Origin of the sequence: Streptomyces sp. STR69 (genome assembly GCF_024519455.1) — a bacterium.
Taxonomy (GTDB): domain Bacteria; phylum Actinomycetota; class Actinomycetes; order Streptomycetales; family Streptomycetaceae; genus Streptomyces.
Genome location: NZ_JALJRY010000034.1, coordinates 102455 through 118883 on the forward strand (window position 1 = coordinate 102455; position 16429 = coordinate 118883).

The 16429-nt window shown below is 68.7% G+C and carries 18 protein-coding genes; 9 read left to right on the top strand and 9 right to left on the bottom strand.

Features of this window, described 5'->3' with window-relative positions; translation table 11 throughout:
- Nucleotides 1-58: 58 nt before the first annotated feature.
- Together OC490_RS41600 and OC490_RS41605 are read left to right on the top strand one after the other, a co-directional pair.
- A complete protein-coding gene (locus OC490_RS41600) occupies nucleotides 59-463 on the top strand; it encodes a RidA family protein (protein ID WP_262063247.1) in 405 nt (134 codons plus the stop codon).
- Between the two features lie 35 nt (nucleotides 464-498).
- On the top strand, nucleotides 499-1152 hold the full coding sequence (locus OC490_RS41605; RefSeq protein WP_262063248.1) for a TetR/AcrR family transcriptional regulator C-terminal domain-containing protein: 654 nt from the start codon (nucleotides 499-501) through the stop codon (nucleotides 1150-1152).
- A 56-nt stretch (nucleotides 1153-1208) separates the two neighbouring features.
- Here OC490_RS41605 and OC490_RS41610 read toward each other — a convergent pair whose 3' ends face one another.
- Nucleotides 1209-3389, bottom strand: coding sequence for an MMPL family transporter (locus OC490_RS41610; protein ID WP_262063249.1), 2181 nt, complete (start codon nucleotides 3387-3389; stop codon nucleotides 1209-1211).
- Nucleotides 3390-3603: 214 nt separating this feature from the next.
- Entirely contained in the window at nucleotides 3604-4407 is an 804-nt protein-coding gene (locus OC490_RS41615; protein ID WP_262063250.1) for an SDR family NAD(P)-dependent oxidoreductase, read from the bottom strand.
- A gap of 230 nt (nucleotides 4408-4637) precedes the next feature.
- On the opposite strand from OC490_RS41615, the gene OC490_RS41620 reads away from it, so the two are divergent.
- On the top strand, nucleotides 4638-4766 hold the full coding sequence (locus OC490_RS41620) for a hypothetical protein (RefSeq protein WP_262063251.1): 129 nt from the start codon (nucleotides 4638-4640) through the stop codon (nucleotides 4764-4766).
- Nucleotides 4767-4769: 3 nt separating this feature from the next.
- Here OC490_RS41620 and OC490_RS41625 read toward each other — a convergent pair whose 3' ends face one another.
- Entirely contained in the window at nucleotides 4770-5540 is a 771-nt protein-coding gene (locus OC490_RS41625; protein ID WP_262063252.1) for a CmcI family methyltransferase, read from the bottom strand.
- A gap of 128 nt (nucleotides 5541-5668) precedes the next feature.
- Here OC490_RS41625 and OC490_RS41630 point away from each other — a divergent pair, with 128 nt between their 5' ends.
- Nucleotides 5669-6490, top strand: coding sequence for a S1 RNA-binding domain-containing protein (locus tag OC490_RS41630; protein WP_262063253.1), 822 nt, complete (start codon nucleotides 5669-5671; stop codon nucleotides 6488-6490).
- Nucleotides 6491-6593: 103 nt separating this feature from the next.
- Here OC490_RS41630 and OC490_RS41635 read toward each other — a convergent pair whose 3' ends face one another.
- The 4 genes from OC490_RS41635 to OC490_RS41650 all read right to left on the bottom strand — a co-directional run bounded on the left by OC490_RS41635 (nucleotide 6594) and on the right by OC490_RS41650 (nucleotide 9923).
- A complete protein-coding gene (locus OC490_RS41635) occupies nucleotides 6594-7649 on the bottom strand; it encodes a glycoside hydrolase family 5 protein (RefSeq protein ID WP_262063254.1) in 1056 nt (351 codons plus the stop codon).
- A gap of 243 nt (nucleotides 7650-7892) precedes the next feature.
- Nucleotides 7893-8720 (bottom strand): SAM-dependent methyltransferase, encoded by an 828-nt coding sequence (locus OC490_RS41640; protein ID WP_262063255.1) that lies wholly within the window; start codon nucleotides 8718-8720, stop codon nucleotides 7893-7895.
- 88 nt (nucleotides 8721-8808) lie between these two features.
- Complete coding sequence (locus OC490_RS41645) at nucleotides 8809-9060, bottom strand: DUF397 domain-containing protein (protein WP_093631185.1); 252 nt, start codon at nucleotides 9058-9060, stop codon at nucleotides 8809-8811.
- Nucleotides 9057-9923 carry a helix-turn-helix domain-containing protein gene (locus OC490_RS41650; protein WP_262063256.1) on the bottom strand — a complete coding sequence of 289 codons (867 nt, stop codon included), beginning with the start codon at nucleotides 9921-9923 and terminating at the stop codon, nucleotides 9057-9059. Before OC490_RS41650 ends, OC490_RS41645 begins: the two co-directional genes overlap by 4 nt.
- Nucleotides 9924-10163: 240 nt before the next feature.
- Between OC490_RS41650 and OC490_RS41655 the strand changes: the two genes are divergently transcribed.
- Nucleotides 10164-10610 carry an ATP-binding protein gene (locus tag OC490_RS41655; RefSeq protein WP_262063257.1) on the top strand — a complete coding sequence of 149 codons (447 nt, stop codon included), beginning with the start codon at nucleotides 10164-10166 and terminating at the stop codon, nucleotides 10608-10610.
- A 37-nt stretch (nucleotides 10611-10647) separates the two neighbouring features.
- Here the strand turns inward: OC490_RS41655 and OC490_RS41660 are convergent, their stop codons facing one another.
- A complete protein-coding gene (locus tag OC490_RS41660; RefSeq protein ID WP_262063258.1) occupies nucleotides 10648-12066 on the bottom strand; it encodes a PP2C family protein-serine/threonine phosphatase in 1419 nt (472 codons plus the stop codon).
- A 71-nt stretch (nucleotides 12067-12137) separates the two neighbouring features.
- Here OC490_RS41660 and OC490_RS41665 point away from each other — a divergent pair, with 71 nt between their 5' ends.
- The 4 genes from OC490_RS41665 (at nucleotide 12138) to OC490_RS41680 (ending at nucleotide 15442) form a co-directional block, all read left to right on the top strand.
- The gene (locus OC490_RS41665; protein ID WP_262063259.1) at nucleotides 12138-12950 is read left to right on the top strand and encodes an SAM-dependent methyltransferase; all 813 of its coding nucleotides are present in this window, start codon (nucleotides 12138-12140) and stop codon (nucleotides 12948-12950) included.
- A 132-nt stretch (nucleotides 12951-13082) separates the two neighbouring features.
- The gene (locus OC490_RS41670; RefSeq protein WP_262063260.1) at nucleotides 13083-13961 is read left to right on the top strand and encodes a SigB/SigF/SigG family RNA polymerase sigma factor; all 879 of its coding nucleotides are present in this window, start codon (nucleotides 13083-13085) and stop codon (nucleotides 13959-13961) included.
- A gap of 141 nt (nucleotides 13962-14102) precedes the next feature.
- Entirely contained in the window at nucleotides 14103-14678 is a 576-nt protein-coding gene (locus OC490_RS41675; RefSeq protein WP_262063261.1) for a hypothetical protein, read from the top strand.
- Nucleotides 14679-14794: 116 nt separating this feature from the next.
- Nucleotides 14795-15442 carry a TetR/AcrR family transcriptional regulator gene (locus OC490_RS41680; RefSeq protein WP_262063262.1) on the top strand — a complete coding sequence of 216 codons (648 nt, stop codon included), beginning with the start codon at nucleotides 14795-14797 and terminating at the stop codon, nucleotides 15440-15442.
- A gap of 34 nt (nucleotides 15443-15476) precedes the next feature.
- Here OC490_RS41680 and OC490_RS41685 read toward each other — a convergent pair whose 3' ends face one another.
- Nucleotides 15477-16265 carry a DUF2993 domain-containing protein gene (locus OC490_RS41685; protein WP_262063263.1) on the bottom strand — a complete coding sequence of 263 codons (789 nt, stop codon included), beginning with the start codon at nucleotides 16263-16265 and terminating at the stop codon, nucleotides 15477-15479.
- Nucleotides 16266-16429 lie beyond the last annotated feature (164 nt).

Consider the following 16429-nt stretch of genomic DNA (forward strand, 5'->3'; position numbering starts at 1 on the left):
GCGTACTGCGCGGGAATGACGCAAACACCCATTCTGCGGCAAGAGGGAAGGCCTCGCCATGTCTTCGATCATCGCGCTGAATCCCGCTGAACTTCCGCCACTGACCGGTGTGATCTCCCACGGTCTTGCGGTCCCCGAACTGGGTCTCCTCTACACGTCCGGACAGGTCGCGTGGGATGCCGAAGGGAAACTCGTCGGCCGGGGCGACCTGGCCGCGCAGTTCACCAAGGCGTACGAGAACATCGACGCGGTGCTGGCCGCCGGAGGTTCGAGCCGTAGCAAAATCATCAAGGAGACCATTCACCTCGTGGGGTACGACACCGACAACGCGGAGCAGTTGATCGCGCTCATCGCGGGGTGCCGAAGGGCGGGGCAGACGCCGCCCGCGAGCACCTGCGTGGGTGTGGAGACGCTGTTCGCGGAGGGCTATCTGGTCGAGATCGAGGTGGTCGCGGCCCTCTGACCGACCGGTGCGGGCCGCCCGGGTAGTATTGATCAGTGACCAAGACGCCGGGCGCTGCCCGAACCAGGGTCGGTATCACGCTCGACCGGGTGGTCGGGGCCGCGTTCGACGTCCTGCAAAGAGAAGGCATCGCCAAGCTCTCCGCGAGGGCGGTGGCCGCCGAACTCGGCGTCAGGATGAACACGGTCATGTGGCACATCCGGACCAAGGACCGGCTGCTCGGTCGGATGGCGGAGTTCATCATGGGCGAGGTCGACCTGGAGAGCCTGCACGGAGACTGGCGCGAGCAGGTGACCGAACTGCTCCGGCGTCTGCGGCGGGCCATGCTCGCCCACCGGGACGGCGCCCTGCTCGTCGCCGGAACCTTTCCCGTCGAGCCGAACACGCTGGCCTTTTCCGAACGGCTGGTGACTGTCCTCTTTGAGGGATGCCCCACCCGTAAGTCGGCCGCGTGGACGTCCTGGAGCCTTTTCTATTTCACGCTCGGCCTCGTCCAGGAGGAGCAGGCGACACCGGCCGCGTTCCACGACCGGCTGCGGGAATCCGTTGACGAGCAGCATTTCCCAGGCCTCCATTCGGTACTGGAGGACTACGTCTCGATCGACTACGGCGAGCGCTTCGCCTTCGGTGTCGAGCAGATCCTGCAATCGGCCCCGACGACCAAACCCAGGGCCGGTTCGGGGAGTTGAGTGAGGGCCTGTTCGCCGGATGTCGGTCCGGCGGACAGGCCCTCGGGGTGTGACTATCAGCGGCGGCCCGCCGGATCGTGGGCGACCGAGTCCTGGTCCTCACCGCCGGGGGTGCCGGAGCCGGTGCCCGGAGCAGGCGTTGTCTCCCGGGCGCGGTCGGCATGGCCTGGCCACCAGGCCGCGTGGCCGATCAGGGCGGTGAGGCTGGGCGTGAAGAACATCGCCATCACGAACGCGGCGACGGCGATGCCGAAGGAGACGGCGAAACCCATCTCGGTGAGCAGCGCGTTGCCGGCCAGCATCATCGTGGCGAAGGTCGCCGCGAGAATGAAACCCGCCGCCGCCACGGTCGGCCCCGCGTGCCGCAACGCCATACCCGCCGCCTCGCGCGGATCGCGACCCTCGCGGGCCTCCTCGCGGAGCCGGGCGATCATCAGGATGTTGTAGTCCGTGCCGATGGCGACCACGAAGAGATACATGATCACCGGGAGCATGAACATCAGACCCGGGTGCCCCTGCGCGTCCTGGAAGATCCAGACGGTGGCGCCGAGTGTGGCGCCGAAGCCGAGACCCACCGACGCCATGAGGTACAAGGGCGCGACCACGCTGCGCAGCACCAGTCCGAGGATCAGCATGATCAGCAGGGCGGCGACGGGGAAGACGGTCCGGTAGTCGTGATTTACCGCCGCGTTGATGTCCTTGTAGATCGAGGACATGCCGCCGACCAGGGCCTCGGTACCGTCGGGAGCGGCGGAGTGCGCGACCTCGCGGACCCGGCCCACGGCGTCGATCGCCTTCTCCGTCGAAGCCTCGTACTTCAGCGTCACGGTAAAGTCCGCCGTGGTCCCGCCCTTGTTGACCTGGCTCATCCGGGCGCTCGCGACACCGTCCACGGCCCCGAGTTTCTCGGCGTAGGCGGTGAAGGTGCTCCGGTCGAGGGGACGGCCGTCGGCGCTGGAGAGGTAGACGTCGGTGGGGGCGGCGGCACCCGCCGAGTACGCCTTCTGCATCTCGTCCTGGACGACCATCGACTCCTTGGTCTTGGGCATGGAGCCCGAGGCCAGATCGAAGGTGGCCTTGTAGCCGAGGGTGCCGAGCGACAGGGCGACGAGAACGAGGCCTGAGAGCGCGGCGGCCAGCGCGGGACGGCGCCGCACACCGCGGCCGAGGGCGGCGAAGCGGGCGTTTTCCGGCTCCCGCTGCCACGACTTGGAGGGCCAGAAGACCTTCGGCCCGATCAGCGAGACCACGGCCGGGATCAGGGTCAGGCCCGCGATCAGGGTGACGCTGACCGCGATGGCCAGCGCCGGACCCATCTGCTTGAGGAAGCCCAGCGTGGACAGCACCAGCGCGAGGAAGGCGATGATGACCGCACCGGCCGCCGACGCGATGGCCTCGCCGACCCGGGCGACCGCGTTGATCATGGCCTGCTTCGGTTCGTCACCTGCCCGCAGGCGTTCTCGGTAACGGAACATCAGGAACAGGAAGTAGTCCGTGCCCACACCGAACAGCACGACGATCAGGATCGACGAGACGGAACTGTTGGCCTGCAGGCCGAACAGCTTGGTGGCGTAGGCGATCAGCCCGTTGGCGATGGCCGCCACCACACCGATCAGCAGCAGGGGCAGGAAAGCGAGGATCGGCGCCCGGAAGATGATCAGGAGCGTCACCAGAATGATGACGAAGGTCCCGATACCGATCAGCGCCTCGCCGCGCTTGGAGGAGTCCTGCTGATCGAGGGCCTGCGCGGCGGAACCGCCGAGCCTCACCTCCAGGTCCGTGCCCTTGACCAGTTGCTTGACGTCCTCGCGCAGCACCTTGGCGGCGTCCGCCTGGACGGGCTGGCCGGCGTTCTTGCTGTCCATCTGGACCAGGGACATGGTGTAGCGGCCGTCCTTGGACGGCTGGCCGGGGACCACCTTCTGCACCTGGTCGATGTGCTTCTCGCCCAGTTCGGTGGTGATCCGGGCGACGTCCTTCTTGTCGGCGGCGGTCAGTGTGCCGCCGTCGGTGCGCTGGTACAGCGCGATGGCGGACGGAGTGAAGGCGCTGGGGAACGCCTTCACCTGCAGATCCGCCGCTTTGATGGATTCGTAGCTCTTGGGCAGGAAGCTGCTCTCGTCACTGTTGGAGGGCAGGCCCGGAGCGGTGGCGACAATCGCCACCGCCGCGATCAGCCACGCGACGATCGTCCAGACGGGATGTCGGACGACCGTATTGCCAATACGTCGGAACATGCGGGAGGTCCTCCTGTACAGGAAGATCACCGCAGCCCGGGGAGCGGACCCCGGCATCGGCGACCCCGACCGGCCCTCACCCGGTGGCCGGTCGAACGGTTGTCTGTCTGTTTGTCATATCGGTCACGCGTGAAGATTCATAGCACACGCATGGTCGCGACCGCGGGTGAGTTTTGCGGGCGGAACGGGGCCGCGGGCCCGGCGCTGTGGCGTCCTAGGCTCCGAACGCGATCTTCGAGACGTCGTCCCACTTCCGCCACTCGTCCAGCCGCGTCCGGTACTCCCTCGTGATTATTTCCAGCGGGCCTTCACCGAAGAAGATCCGCAGCGGCGGCTGCTCCGCGTCGACAAGGGTGAGGATCGCCGCTCGCGTCGCACTCGGATCGCCGCGCCGCGCGGAAATCCGTGTCATGGCCGCACGGAAGTCGTCGTAGGCCGGCAGATGCTCCGTCTGCACCGCGGAGGGCCCGGCCCATCCGGTGGCGTATCCGGCCGGCTCGACCAGGGTGACCTTGATACCGAAGTCCTTGACCTCGGCGGCGAGGCTCGCGGTGAAGCCCTCCAGGGCGAACTTGGACGCGTGATAGAGGCCCAGTCCGGGCAGTGAGACGACCCCGCCGATGGACGACACCTGGATGATGTGGCCGGATCCGCGGGCGCGCAGGTGCGGCAGCACTGCCTGGGTCACCCACAGCGCGCCGAACACATTGACGTCGATCTGTTCGCGGGCCTGCTGCTCGGTCACCTCCTCGGTCATGCCGAACAGGCCGTAGCCCGCGTTGTTGATGACGACGTCGAGGCCACCGAACTCGTCGATCGCCTCCTGTACGGCCTTGAACGCCGCCGCGCGGTCGACGACGTCGAGCCGCAGCGGCAGCACCGCGTCGCCGTACTTCGCGACCGGGCCGTCGAACGCGGACTCCGAGCGACTGGTCACGGCGACCTGGTCGCCACGTTCGAGCGCGGCTTCCGCCCATTCCAGGCCGAACCCCTTCGAGGCTGAATTGTTTTCGGGCACGAAAGGATCACTCTACGGCCATGAATGCGACTGAGCGCTATGGGGATCTCTTCCACGGTATGTACACGTGGGTCTGAGACCTGTGTGACGTCGAGAAGGGCGATGCCATCGACGAGATTCACCGCTATTGGGCGGACGATGCGCGGATCGTCACCTTCGGCAGAGTCAAGGCGGCCGGTATCGAGGCGCTGCGGAAGCACTTCGAGGTCTTTCCCGGGCTGTACGAGAAGGTGGAGTTCCGTGAGCCGTACGGGGAAATCGGCCGGGAGGAGTTCCGGGTGACGTCGATCTTCACCGTCCTCGACGGCAGGATCACGGAAATGCGCGAGGTCGCCGCCGTCAAGGCTGGAGATGACTGACCGTCAATAGGAGGGCGACACCGCTTTGCGGCGCAACCACATGTTGCGGCAGGAGACGCCGTATCTGTTCAGGTCCGGCCTGTCCTGGAAGGACTGCCCCTGATCGTCGGTCAGCCGGTCGCGCACCGCCGACACGACCCCACCGGTCTCGCCCGGGGGCTTTATGTGCACGCACAGTTCCGGGGAATCCATGAGACCGTCCTCGACCACGAAGAAGCCGTCGTCGGGAACGAACCGGGAGTAGTGGCGCAGTGCCGCGTGGGTGGTCTCGTAGGCGTGCCGGGTGTCCTCCACCACGAGACAGTGCGCGCCCTGCTGAATGTGCTCGGTGACTCTGAAGCTGGTGTCCTGGTCGAGGATGTCCCCTTCCGGCAGGGTGATGTGCTCGGCGTAACGGCTGTCGGCCGCGGCCAGGACGTCGTGCGTGTTCTTCTGTGAGAGGTCTACGGAGATCACGCGGATGTCCTGGGGGATCAGGTCGTAGGCGGCCGTTGTCCGCAGTCGATCCCGGAACCACAGCGCCGAGCCGCCTGAATGGGTGCCGAGTTCCACGACGACCTGAGCTCGGGAAAGCCGCAGCAGATGTTCGAACATCCGCAGGTCCCCGGGGAATTTCATGAGGCGAACGCCGGCGTACGAATCGTGCACGTGCTGGCCCACGCGATCCTGCCAGTAGGTCAGCAGGCTCCCCTCGGCAGGGGCCGCCACTCCCGGTGGAAGCAGTTCGGGGTCCTCGACGTGGGGTGGAAGTACGGCTGACTCCTGGTCCGTCATTGCCTTTTCCTGTCTGTGGTTCCGCGAGACGGGCGCGCAGGAATATGGTCCGACTGCCGCCCAGCAAGCGGAGAACCTGCCACCACTTAGTGTCGACGGAGGGGGCTCCCCGTGAGAGGCTGAACGGCATGGGGGCGGCGGCGGACGATCGGGCGGTCAGGGAATTCCTGGCAGGGATCCACGTGGGAGACATCTGCGGCGGGACCGTCGTGGAGATCACGCGGTCTCGGGGGGTGATGGTCATGCTGGACGGGTTCTCCGCGCGCCCGCTGGGGACCGTCTGGCCGGCGGACGTCTCCTGGCGCTGGAAGACGACTGAGGCCGTAGAGGTCGGCCGGCGGATCACCGCTGAGGTCGTGGCCGTCGATCCGGACGGGGGCCGGGTGCGGCTGGCGATGACCGCTACCGAGAACCCGGAACTCTGGGCGTTCCTGACCTCACGTCGACCCGGTGAGGTTCTCTCCGGGACAGTCGCCGCGATCGAGCGGTTCGGCGTGTTCGTGTCACTGGACGACGGCCCCGACCATCCGGTCTTCCCCGGCGTCGGGTTCATCACGATCCCCGAACTGTCATGGCGGCGCATCGACGCCGTTTCGGACGTCGTCCGGGTCGGTCAGCATGTCTCGTGCGAGTTCCTCCAGTTCGACGACTGGAACGGAGAGGCGCGGCTGTCCTTGAGGGCGATGCAGCCGGACCCCTTCGCGGTGTTCGCCGAAGGGGTCGCGGTGGGCCGGACACTGCGCGGACAGGTCACCAGGGTGATCCCGTTCGGCGTCTTCGTCCGGATCGCCGACGGCATCGAGGGACTGGTCCATCTACGAGAGCTCACCGAGATGCCCGTGGACACGGCGGAGGGCATCCTCCACGTGGGCGACGAGCTCGCGGTCGTCGTCACCGAAGTCGACCGAGGGCGGCGCAGGGTGGTGCTGTCACCAGCGCGCCGACCGTGAACTTCCGTACGCTGCCGGGCCGTTCACCATGAGCGGGTGCCACGATCCGTCCCCGCCCCGCCACCTCGCGGACACGGATCGGGCCACCTGCCGAGCCGCAGGGTCAGGACTTGACCGGCCGTCCCCGCCCCCACGCCCAGGCGAGCCGGTCCGCGCCGGACTGGTTGGTCGTCTCCAGCCAGGGGCGGGCCGCGTCGCCGATGAGCTTCTGGATCGAGTACGTGTCGTCGGTGCGCAGACCGGGCCAGTAGACGGAACCCATGCCGAGCTTGCGGAAGGTGTCGGTGTCGGCCTGGATGAAGTTGACCGAATTGTCGTCGGGAGTAGGCACGTTGTAGTTCAGGCCCGTGGTCATCGGGGCGCCGAACTCGTCGGCCACAGTGCGGTTCGCGCAGTCGCCGAGGCGTACCTTGAGGTCGCTCACCCACTGGTCGTAGGTGGCGTAGTCCTTCCAGAAGCCGTAGTGGTGCAGGGAGAGGTAAGTACCCTTCAGTCGCGGGTCGGCGCAGACCGTGGTGACGTGGTCGTTGTAGCCGGCGCCGCTCACGAACACCCGGTTGCGCGGCACATGGGAGTACGTGTCCAGCCACTTGGCGGCGAGGTCGGCCCACTCGGCGTCGGTGTAGCCGTGGGGCTCGTTCATCGGCTCGAAGTAGACGCGCTGGTTGTGCTGGTAGGCCTTCACCACGGTGTTCCACATGGGCCAGTACGTGGCGGGGTCGTCGATGAAGCCGTCCTTGTTGGCGCCCGTGCCCTCCCAGTACGACACGATGACCTTGAAGCCCTGCGCCGTCGCCGCGTCGATGACACCGCGGTACGACTTCCAGTAACTGCCGTTCACCGTGTACGGGTTGATGGGCAGCCGCACGGTGTTGGCGCCGAGGTTGGCGCGGAACGCCGCGATGACACGGGTCGCCTTGGTGTACGTCTGGGCGTAGGTGTCGGTGAGCGACAGACCGGACAGGACGACCGGGTCGTCGGCGTAATTGTCGCGCGGGTCGGCCCAGTTGACGCCCTTGAACTGGGACGTGTTCGTGCTCGGCGCCGCGGAGGCGGGGCTGCCGGCCAGCGTGGTGCCGGTGACCGCGGCGATGGCGACGGCCACGAAGGTGGCCCGCAGCCGAGGGGTGACGCGGGTTCTGGCGGGGATGGTGCGCATCGACTTGCCCTTTCAGGATTGGCGGCTCGGCGCATGGCGAGGCCTGCGCGCGGCTGAGCGGCCGTCGGAACAGATACCGGGCGGTCGGCTTGTGTCGGCTCGCCGACCGCGGACCCGGTGGGCTCGGTGTGGGGGAGTGGAGGAGGATGTTTACGTAAACATGGCGGCGCCGGAATCGTGGCATCCGGCACCGCCATCGTCAAGGTTTCCCGCACGTAACGTCGTTGGCGTCCTACGACGGCGCTACGGTTTGATGCCCACCCCGGTCCACAGGCTGACCTCGGCGTCCGTGGGCGGCTCTGCCGAGACGGCGTCCTCGTCGGCGGCGTCGGGGCGCCAGCGGTGACCGACCGCGACGCCGGGTTCGAGCAGGTCGAGCCCGCTGAAGAAGCGGGAGACGTCCTTCTGGGAGCGGAACTGCACCGGTGTCCCGGCGTTGGTGTAGATCGCCGTCACCTTCTCCCAGGTGGCCGGGTCGAAGTCGGGCGTGCAGTGGCTTATGGCCAGGGCGCTGCCCGAGGGGAGCACCGACAGCAGGCGGGCCACGAGCCCGTACGGGTCCTGGGCGTCGGTGACGAAGTGCAGCAGCGCGTTGAGGGAGAGCGCGACCGGCTGGTCGAGGTCCAGTACCTCGGCCAACTCCGGGGCGTTGAGGAGCGTCTCGGGGTCGTTGACGTCCGCCTGCACATAGGTGGTGCGGCCCTGCCGGGTGCTGCGCATCAGCCGCTCGGCGTACTTGAGGACCAGCGGATCGTTGTCGGCGTAGACCACCCGGGCCTCGGGGACCACGGACTGGGCGACCTGGTGCAGGTTCGGTTCGGTGGGGATGCCGGTGCCGATGTCGAGCCACTGCCGGATGCCGTGCTCCCGGGCCAGGACACGGGTGGCCCGGTGCATGAACGCACGGTTCTCGCGGGCGCAGACGAAGATGGCGGGGTAGGCCGCCGCGACCGTCTCGGCCGCCTGCTTGTCGACCTCGAAGTGGTCCTTGCCGCCCAGGTAGTAGTCGTACATGCGGGCGGAGTGCGGCCTGCTGGTGTCGATGTCCCGCGCGGCGTGGGGGTTGGTCATGCTGTCCCTCTCAAGTGGTGTGCATCATCGGCGTCTCGGGCAGGTCGCAGCCGGGACGGCTCCAGTTCCTCACGCCCGTGGTTCTGGTTCAGCCGGCCATCAGATGGTCGGCCAGGCCGCGCTTGACCCCGGCGACGAACGCGGCCATCTCCTGCGGCGTGTAGATCAGCGCGGGTCCGGCGGGGTCGGTCGACTGGCGCAGCGCGACACGACCGTCGGCCAGTTGCTTGGTCTCCACGCACTGACCGCCGTTGGGACCGCTCCAGGGGCATTCCCAGCCCTGCTCGCCGAGGTTCGACGCGGGCATCCCGTTGTAGACCGTGTTGTCGGTGGTGGTCATGAGTACTCCTTGCGCATGCGGTTCAAGAGCGCCTTGCTGTCCGCGGAGGAGGTCAGCAGCGACATCCTGTTGTGCGCCTCCAGATGGGCCGCGACGTCGGATCGCTGGTCCAGATACATCGAGGCGGAGAGGATCTCGCTGTAGACGATGTCGGGCAGCTCCGGTTCCTCGAACCGGAAATAGGTGAAGGGTGCGCACGCCCCCACGTGGGCACCCGCCGAGAACGGGACGATGTCGACACTGACGTGGTCCAGTTCCGAGACCTCCAGGAGCCGGTCTATCTGGTCCCGCATGACCGCGGGACCGCCCACCACCCGGTGGAGCACGGCTTCTTCCAGCACCGCCCACAGTGTGGGCGAGTCCGGCCTCTCCAGCAGACTCTGGCGGCGCAGACGTAACTGCACCCGCCGTTCGAGGTCTTCGTCGTTGTCGTTCGGGAAGCCGCCGCTCAGTACGGCACGCGCGTAGTCGTACGTCTGGAGGAGCCCCGTGACGTAGTGGGGTTCATAGGTGCGCAGCGTCTTGGCGCCGGTCTCCAGGCTCACATAGGCGGTGAACCAGCCGGGCAGCACATCACGGAAGTCGTGCCACCAGCCGGGCCGGTTGGCGCGCTCGGCGAGGGTGACGAACTCCTCGATCTCCTGCCGGTCGGCGCCGTAGGTCTCCAGCAGCTTCTCGACGTAGAGCGGTTTGAGGCCGACCTCGGCCTTCTCCAGGCGGCGGATGGTCAGGGACGTCACCCGCAGGGCCCTGGCGGCGTCGTCCAGGGACACGCCCGCGTCCTGCCGCCGGTCCTGCAGCCGGCGGCCGAGGATCATGCGCAGGACCGTGGGTGCACCGGCGCCCGAACGAGCTTCGCTCACGCCCAACCTCCTGAGGGACTGTCACCGGCGTCAGTCTGACAGCGACTTGCTGATGCCGCCAGACAGAAATCGCCGTTCTGTAATTATCAGGGAGCCGGTTGCAGCTTGAACTGACCTATGGGCATAGTTACTTGTGTCAGTGATCTAGGCCCCCCGCCGGAACACCCCAATTCCGGCACGCCTGTTGCCGACGATTCGCGTCTCCCGCCTGCGCACGCCCCCGATGGAAGGCGAACCACCGTGTCCCCCCACACGACTCCCTCCCCGCAGCTCTTAGATGTCGCCAGCCCGGACTTGGCGCACTGGCTGGAACTTCCCGCGCACCGCTCCGGTGTCCGGGTCGCCCGCCACGTCATGGGCGCGCAACTGACCAAGTGGGGCCTGCCCGAGAGCGTGCGTGACGACGCGGTGCTCCTTGTCTCGGAGTTGGCCACCAATGGTGTGTGTCACACCCCCAGCGCGCGACTGCTGTGCGGGGTCGGGATCGTCGACGACCGCTGTCTGCGCATCGAGGTGCACGATCACGACTACACCGGCCGCGGGCTCTCCCGCTGCGAGCCGTGTGTCGACGACGAGAGCGGGCGCGGGCTGTTCATCGTGCAGGCGCTCGCGGACACCTGGGGGGTCGACCGGTCGGCGCTCACCGGCGGCAAGGCCGTGTGGGCCATGCTGTCGACCGGGTGCTGAAACCGGGCGATGGGGGGCGAGGACGTCCGCGGCCTGTTCAGGTGGTCGCGGGCGTCAACTCGGCCAGCAGCAGTGTGCGGTCGTCGGCTCCGGGCGCCGCGCCGGGGGAGTGGAGCAGTCGCTCGCACAGCGCGGGGAACGCGTCCGGGCCGCCGGACGGGGCGGGTTCGGCGGCGGCCGAGTCGAGGGCCGCGGCGAGCCGGGCGATCTCCTGGTCGATGTCGGTGTGCCGGGACTCCACCAGTCCGTCACTGTAGAGCAGGAGCAGGGACGGTTCGGAGACGGTCAGCACCGTGGGCTCGTAGTTGCCGGTGCCGAGTCCCAGTGGCAGTCCCGCGCTGGCGAGGACGACGGGTGCGGCCGGTCCCCCGGGGCCGCGCAGCAGTGGGGGAGGGTGCCCGGCGCCGACCAGGGTGCAGGTGTGCGCCCCCGCGTCCCACTCGGCGTAGATGCAGGTGGCGAAGGACGCGCCCGGGGTGTCATAGGCCAACTCGTCGAGGCGGCGCATCAGTTCGGCCGGCTCCATGTCGAGTCGGGCCAACGTGCGTACGGCGGTGCGCAGTTGGATCATGGCGACGGCTGAGTCGGGGCCGTGGCCCATCGCGTCGCCGACGACCAGGCCGACCCGGCCGCCGGGGCGGGGCAGTACGTCGAACCAGTCGCCGCCGATGATGTTGCCCTGGCCGGCGGGGAGATAGCCGTGCGCGATACGGCAGCCGGGGAACTGTCGGGCAGGGTCCGGGAGCAGGCTGTTGCGGATGGCCAGCGCGGTGCGGCGCTCGCGTTCGTAGCGGCGCGCGTTGTCCAGCGCCACCCCGGTCCGGGCCGCCAGCGACTCCACGGCCACGGCCTCACCGGGCAGGAACGGTTCCCGCTCAGGGCCGCGGGTGCAGGCGATGAACCCGATGACGGCGCCGCGCAGTTGGAGCGGAACCACGAGGAAGGACGCCGTCCGCAGCAGATCGTCTATGCGCTCCGCGTCCCCGCCCGCGGACGCCAGCAGCCGCTGCGAGGTGTGCGCGTCCACCCCGTCGAGCACCTGGGTGTGCCCGGTGGCGAGCGCACGCGCGTACGGCGTCTCGCGCGGGAAGACGATCACCTCACCGACCGGCAGCACACCGTCCCAGGACTCCTGCGCCTCCGTGCCCACCCGCACCGCCAGCCGGCGCGCCTCGATCTGGGCCGGATCCACGGAAGGAGTGGCGTTCTCCTCGAGCACCCACCGCTCCAGCAGATACACCGACGCCGCGTCGCAGAAACCGGGTGTCAGCGCGTGCACGACATGTGTGCCGGTCAGCCGCAGGTCGAGCTCCGAGCCGATCACGTCCGCGGCCGGGGCGAAGGCCTGCCTGCGGCGTGGGGGCCCGGCAGGGAGTGCGTCACCGTAGTGACTGCGCGGTTCGTTCCGCAGGGTCGTGCCTTTCCGGGTGGGGACCGGCCGCGTGGCGTGGGGCATGCGGTCTGCCGTGCGTTCGACGGCAATCATATGATGACTCGTCAAGGATCTTCGGGTGAAGAGGAGTTGCAGTGCCGGGTAGTGGAGGTCTGCCGCAGGGGATCGATCCCGACAAGGCGAGCGTCGCCCGAATGTACGACGCGATGCTGGGCGGTGAACACAATTTCGCCATAGACCGCGAGGCGGTGGCGGCGTTCACGGCCATCGACCCCCAGGTCCGCACCCTGGCCCGGGCCAACCGCGACTTCCTCGGCCGGGCCGTGCGCTTCCTGGTCGCCTCCGGAGTACGGCAGTTCATCGACCTCGGCTCGGGCATCCCCACCCAGGGCAACGTCCACGAGGTCGCACAGGCGGCGAGCCCCGGCGCCCGCGTGGTCTACGTCGACAACGACCCGGTGGCCGTCGCGCACAGCACCTCCCTCCTCGCCGACAACCCGGACGCGGACATCGTCGACGGCGACATCCGGCGGCCGGGCGAGGTCCTGTCCGCCCCGCAGGTAAGGAAGTTGATCGACTTCGAGCAGCCGGTCGCCGTCCTGATGATCACGATCCTGCACTTCATCACGCCCGCGGAGGACCCGGCCGGCATCGTCGCCGCGTTCCGTGACGCGTTGCCCGACGGGAGTTGGCTGGCGCTGAGCCACGCCACCAACCAGGACCGCCCGGACACCGCCGCGGCCGTGGGTCAGTTGTACCGCTCCAAGGCGACCTCACCCGTCACCGCCCGTTCCCACGACGAGATCCTCGGCCTGTTCGACGGCTTCGACCTGGCCGAACCCGGTCTCACCTACGTCCCCCTGTGGCGCCCGGACCCCGAGGACGAGATCCCGGAGAACCCGTCGGAGTACTGGGTCTACGCGGGCGTCGGCCGCAAGGGCGCGTGAGCCGTCGAGTCGGGCCGCGCACCGAAAGGCAGGTGCCCGCCCCGGATTTGACCGAACGAGGGGGAATGAGACGTGTGAACCGGGGCAGGGGGGTCTTGTCGGTAGTTCGTTCGAGCGAATGGGGTGGGCGTTATGGGAGCCGTGACGGCAGCGAAGGCAGCGGCCACGGCAGGGCGGCGGGTGGCGGCCGAGGAGTCGCTCCCGTTGATCGCGGAGCCGTCGAAGGTGAGCCCGAGGGACGCGCGCGAGCTGTCGCGCCAGTTCTTCGACCGGCTGACCTCGCTGGAGGAGGGCACCCCCGAGTTCCAGTACGTGCGCAACACCCTGATCGAGATGAACCTCTCCCTCGTGCGCTACGCGGCGGCCCGCTTCCGCAGCCGCAGCAACAACGAGATGGAGGACATCGTCCAGGTCGGCACGATCGGACTCATCAAGGCGATCGACCGCTTCGAACTCACCCGGCAGGTCGAGTTCACCTCGTTCGCCGTCCCCTACATCGTCGGCGAGATCAAGCGCTTCTTCCGCGACACCAGTTGGGCCGTCCATGTGCCGCGCCGACTGCAGGAGGCCCGCGTCGAGCTCGCCAAGGCGACCGAGGAACTCCGCTCCCGCCTCGGCCGTACCCCCACCACCCGTGAACTGTCCGAGCTGATGTGCCTGACCGAGGAAGAGGTCATCGAGGCCCGCAAGGCGTCCAACGGCTACACCTCCTCCTCGCTCGACGCCGCGCTCAGCTCCGACGCCGGCGCCGAGGGCGAGACGGTGCTCGCCGACGTCATCGGCGAGGACGACCCGGGTCTCGAACTGGTCGACGACCTCAGCTCCTTGGCACCCCTGATCGCCCAACTCGACGGGCGGGAGCGGAAGATCATCCACATGCGCTACGTCGAGGAGCGCACCCAGGCCGAGATCGGCGAGGAACTCGGCATCTCCCAGATGCACGTGTCCCGTCTCATCAGCCGTATGCTCCGGCGACTGCGCGCGGGGCTGCTCGATCCCGCGGTGGCCTGACTGGCCGTCCTGCCCAACAATCCGGTCTGTTGGGTGAAATCACCCTCCCCGGACGCCCGTTCCGCGGGACTCTCGTACTGTGACCGGACCGGCACCCAGGGTGCCGGTCCGGCCGTTGTAGGGTTGCCGGAAGGGGGAGTTGTGGCGTGGCGGAGTGAGGAGTTCGGGGAGTCCCACGAGGGCATCGTGGGGGCGACCCTCGCCGACGGCAGTGAGCCGAAACCCGTGTATCTGGACGTGGGCAGTGGCACCAACGGATTCCAGACGCGCGAGTGGTGGGCGTACAACGGCTGGCTGGGCCGCCCCAAGGCGGCGGCCTGGCGGGCCTCCTGTGTGTGCGGCTGGCGTGGCGAGAGCCATCCCATCGACTGGGACCAGGTGGAGGACCGCGACCTGGACGACCTGGACACGTCCGACGCGTACGAGGACTGGTGGGAGCACATCAGCGCGGTCGAACGCCGTACGGTCCCGCTGCCGGAGGAACTCTCCGATCTGATCGGGCAGTTGGAGGAACGGCTCGACGCGCTTGCCGAGACGGCACCGGTGGCCGCGCTGAAGGCGGTGGCCATGCTGGAACGCATGGCGGGCCGGGTCGGCAGGGAGGCCGCGTACGGGGTGCGGGCCGACGACGTGTCGGGCGAGGCGCTCGGCAAGGCACTGGGACTCAGCGTGAACCGGGCCCGCTCCCGGCTCGACCGCTACCTTCGCTCCTACTGAGCGGACGGCGGGCGGGACGCCGTGCTGCTGTGATGCCGTACGGTCGCCGTGCCGTGCCAGACTGGCCGTACCGCTAGTTCCCGCTCCGCCGTTCCCGCACTTCACCGAGGTTGTCCGTGACCAAGCCCCCGGCCCGAGTCCCCCAGCGAAGCAACGCGCGCTCCAACCGGGAACGGATCCTGGCCACGGCCCGCCGGGAACTCGGCCGGAACCCTGACATCACCCTCGAAGAACTCGCCCGCGCCTCTGGTGTGGTGCGGCGCACCCTGTTCGGGCACTTCCCCGGTCGGGAGGCGCTGCTGGAGGCGCTGGCCGAGGAGGCCGCGAAGGCGCTGAAGGCCGCGCTGCCCGCCGGCCCGGAAGCGGCGGAGCCGGAGTCGGCCGACCGGGCGTTCGCACGCTTCGTCCTGTCGATGTGGACCGTGGGCGACCGCTACCGGCTGCTGCTGGCCCTGGCCCGCCGTGACCTCGGTGTCGAGCGGGTCACCGAGATCCTGGCACCCGCTCGCCGCGCCGCCACCACCATCCTGGACCGCGGACAGCGCGACGGCGTCTTCCACACACAGCTGCCACCCGCCGTGCTGAGCGCAGGACTTGAGGCCCTGACGATCGCACTGCTCGAAGAGCTCAACACCGGCGAGTTGGAGGACGACGGCACGTACGCTGCCGTCGCCGCGCTGATCGCGACCGGTGTGCCGGAGAAGCAGGCGCGTGACGTGGTGGACGGGATCGCGGGGGCGGCGCGGACCGTCACGGACGCGTGAGCTCTCAAACACCGCCCCCGTAGGGCGAGTTGACTCACGCCGAACCGGTCCGCGCGCTGTCGTCGGACCGGAAGGTGACCGACTCGCCCGACAGTCGGGCGCTGAGCCCGCTCTCCGTCGTGGTGACGGACCGCAGCCGCAGTCCGTCGGGGATGTTCCGCAGCCGTATCGGCCGTTCGAAGACCGTGCGGAGGGCCACTCGCCCCACCTCGGGCAGCAGACCGCCGGTGACCTGGAAGTTCTTGAAGGCGATGCGGTTGCCGGACAGTACCGAGACGGTCGCCGCCACGGTGACGTCGGCGCCGGGGGCGAGCCGCACCGTCGCACGGACCTGGTCGGGGCGGGTGCCCCGGGAGATCTCCGGTCCGAGGGCGTCGGACACGTCCGGGTAGGACAGCAGGGCGGTCGCCTCCGCCGAGCGGGCCAGCGCCTCCTTGTCGTCGTCGGACTTCCTCAACCCGGCGAGGCGGAGCGAGAGTTGACTCACCGGGAGCGGCCCGGTGGTGTCGCTCGCCGGTATGTCGTGCGCGGTGATGTCCACCTGCCGCAAAGTGCCGGCGGCCAGTTGGGTCAGGACGGGGAAGCCCCGGACATGGACCTCCGGCACCGAGGGTGTGTGCATGCCCTCCTGGAACGCCCTGGCCGTACGGGACTCGACCCGCGCAGTGGCGAAGCGGTCGACGGCGACGGGAACGACGAGCAGCGCGACCAGCGCGCCGACCGCGATGACTACCGGGCGCCGGTTCCTGCGCGGCGGGCGCGTGTCGTCGGGCTCGTACGCCCCGTACGTGTAGTCGGCGTAGTCATACGGGTGTTGCTGCATGAGGTCTCCGTAAGTTGTTAGTCGGCCCGGGAGGGCCGGGTGTGGCTGATGTGGTCTTGCCAGTCGTGGCTTCGAAGGAGTGGCCGCCCGGTTCTCCGGGGCGCCCTGGCTGCTAATACGAAAATCCCCTGTCTGTGCAGGTCAGGTGTGTTCATGTGGCCTCC

Bases quoted from the DNA above. Each gene is read 5' to 3' on its own strand.
- OC490_RS41645 (WP_093631185.1), bottom strand. From the start codon at position 9,060: ATGACCACCACCGACAACACGGTCTACAACGGGATGCCCGCGTCGAAC.
- OC490_RS41660 (WP_262063258.1), bottom strand. From the start codon at position 12,066: ATGCCCCACGCCACGCGGCCGGTCCCCACCCGGAAAGGCACGACCCTG.
- OC490_RS41600 (WP_262063247.1), top strand. From the start codon at position 59: ATGTCTTCGATCATCGCGCTGAATCCCGCTGAACTTCCGCCACTGACC.
- OC490_RS41640 (WP_262063255.1), bottom strand. From the start codon at position 8,720: ATGACCAACCCCCACGCCGCGCGGGACATCGACACCAGCAGGCCGCAC.
- OC490_RS41625 (WP_262063252.1), bottom strand. From the start codon at position 5,540: ATGACGGACCAGGAGTCAGCCGTACTTCCACCCCACGTCGAGGACCCC.
- OC490_RS41635 (WP_262063254.1), bottom strand. From the start codon at position 7,649: ATGCGCACCATCCCCGCCAGAACCCGCGTCACCCCTCGGCTGCGGGCC.
- OC490_RS41610 (WP_262063249.1), bottom strand. From the start codon at position 3,389: ATGTTCCGACGTATTGGCAATACGGTCGTCCGACATCCCGTCTGGACG.
- OC490_RS41630 (WP_262063253.1), top strand. From the start codon at position 5,669: ATGGGGGCGGCGGCGGACGATCGGGCGGTCAGGGAATTCCTGGCAGGG.
- OC490_RS41670 (WP_262063260.1), top strand. From the start codon at position 13,083: ATGGGAGCCGTGACGGCAGCGAAGGCAGCGGCCACGGCAGGGCGGCGG.
- OC490_RS41685 (WP_262063263.1), bottom strand. From the start codon at position 16,265: ATGCAGCAACACCCGTATGACTACGCCGACTACACGTACGGGGCGTAC.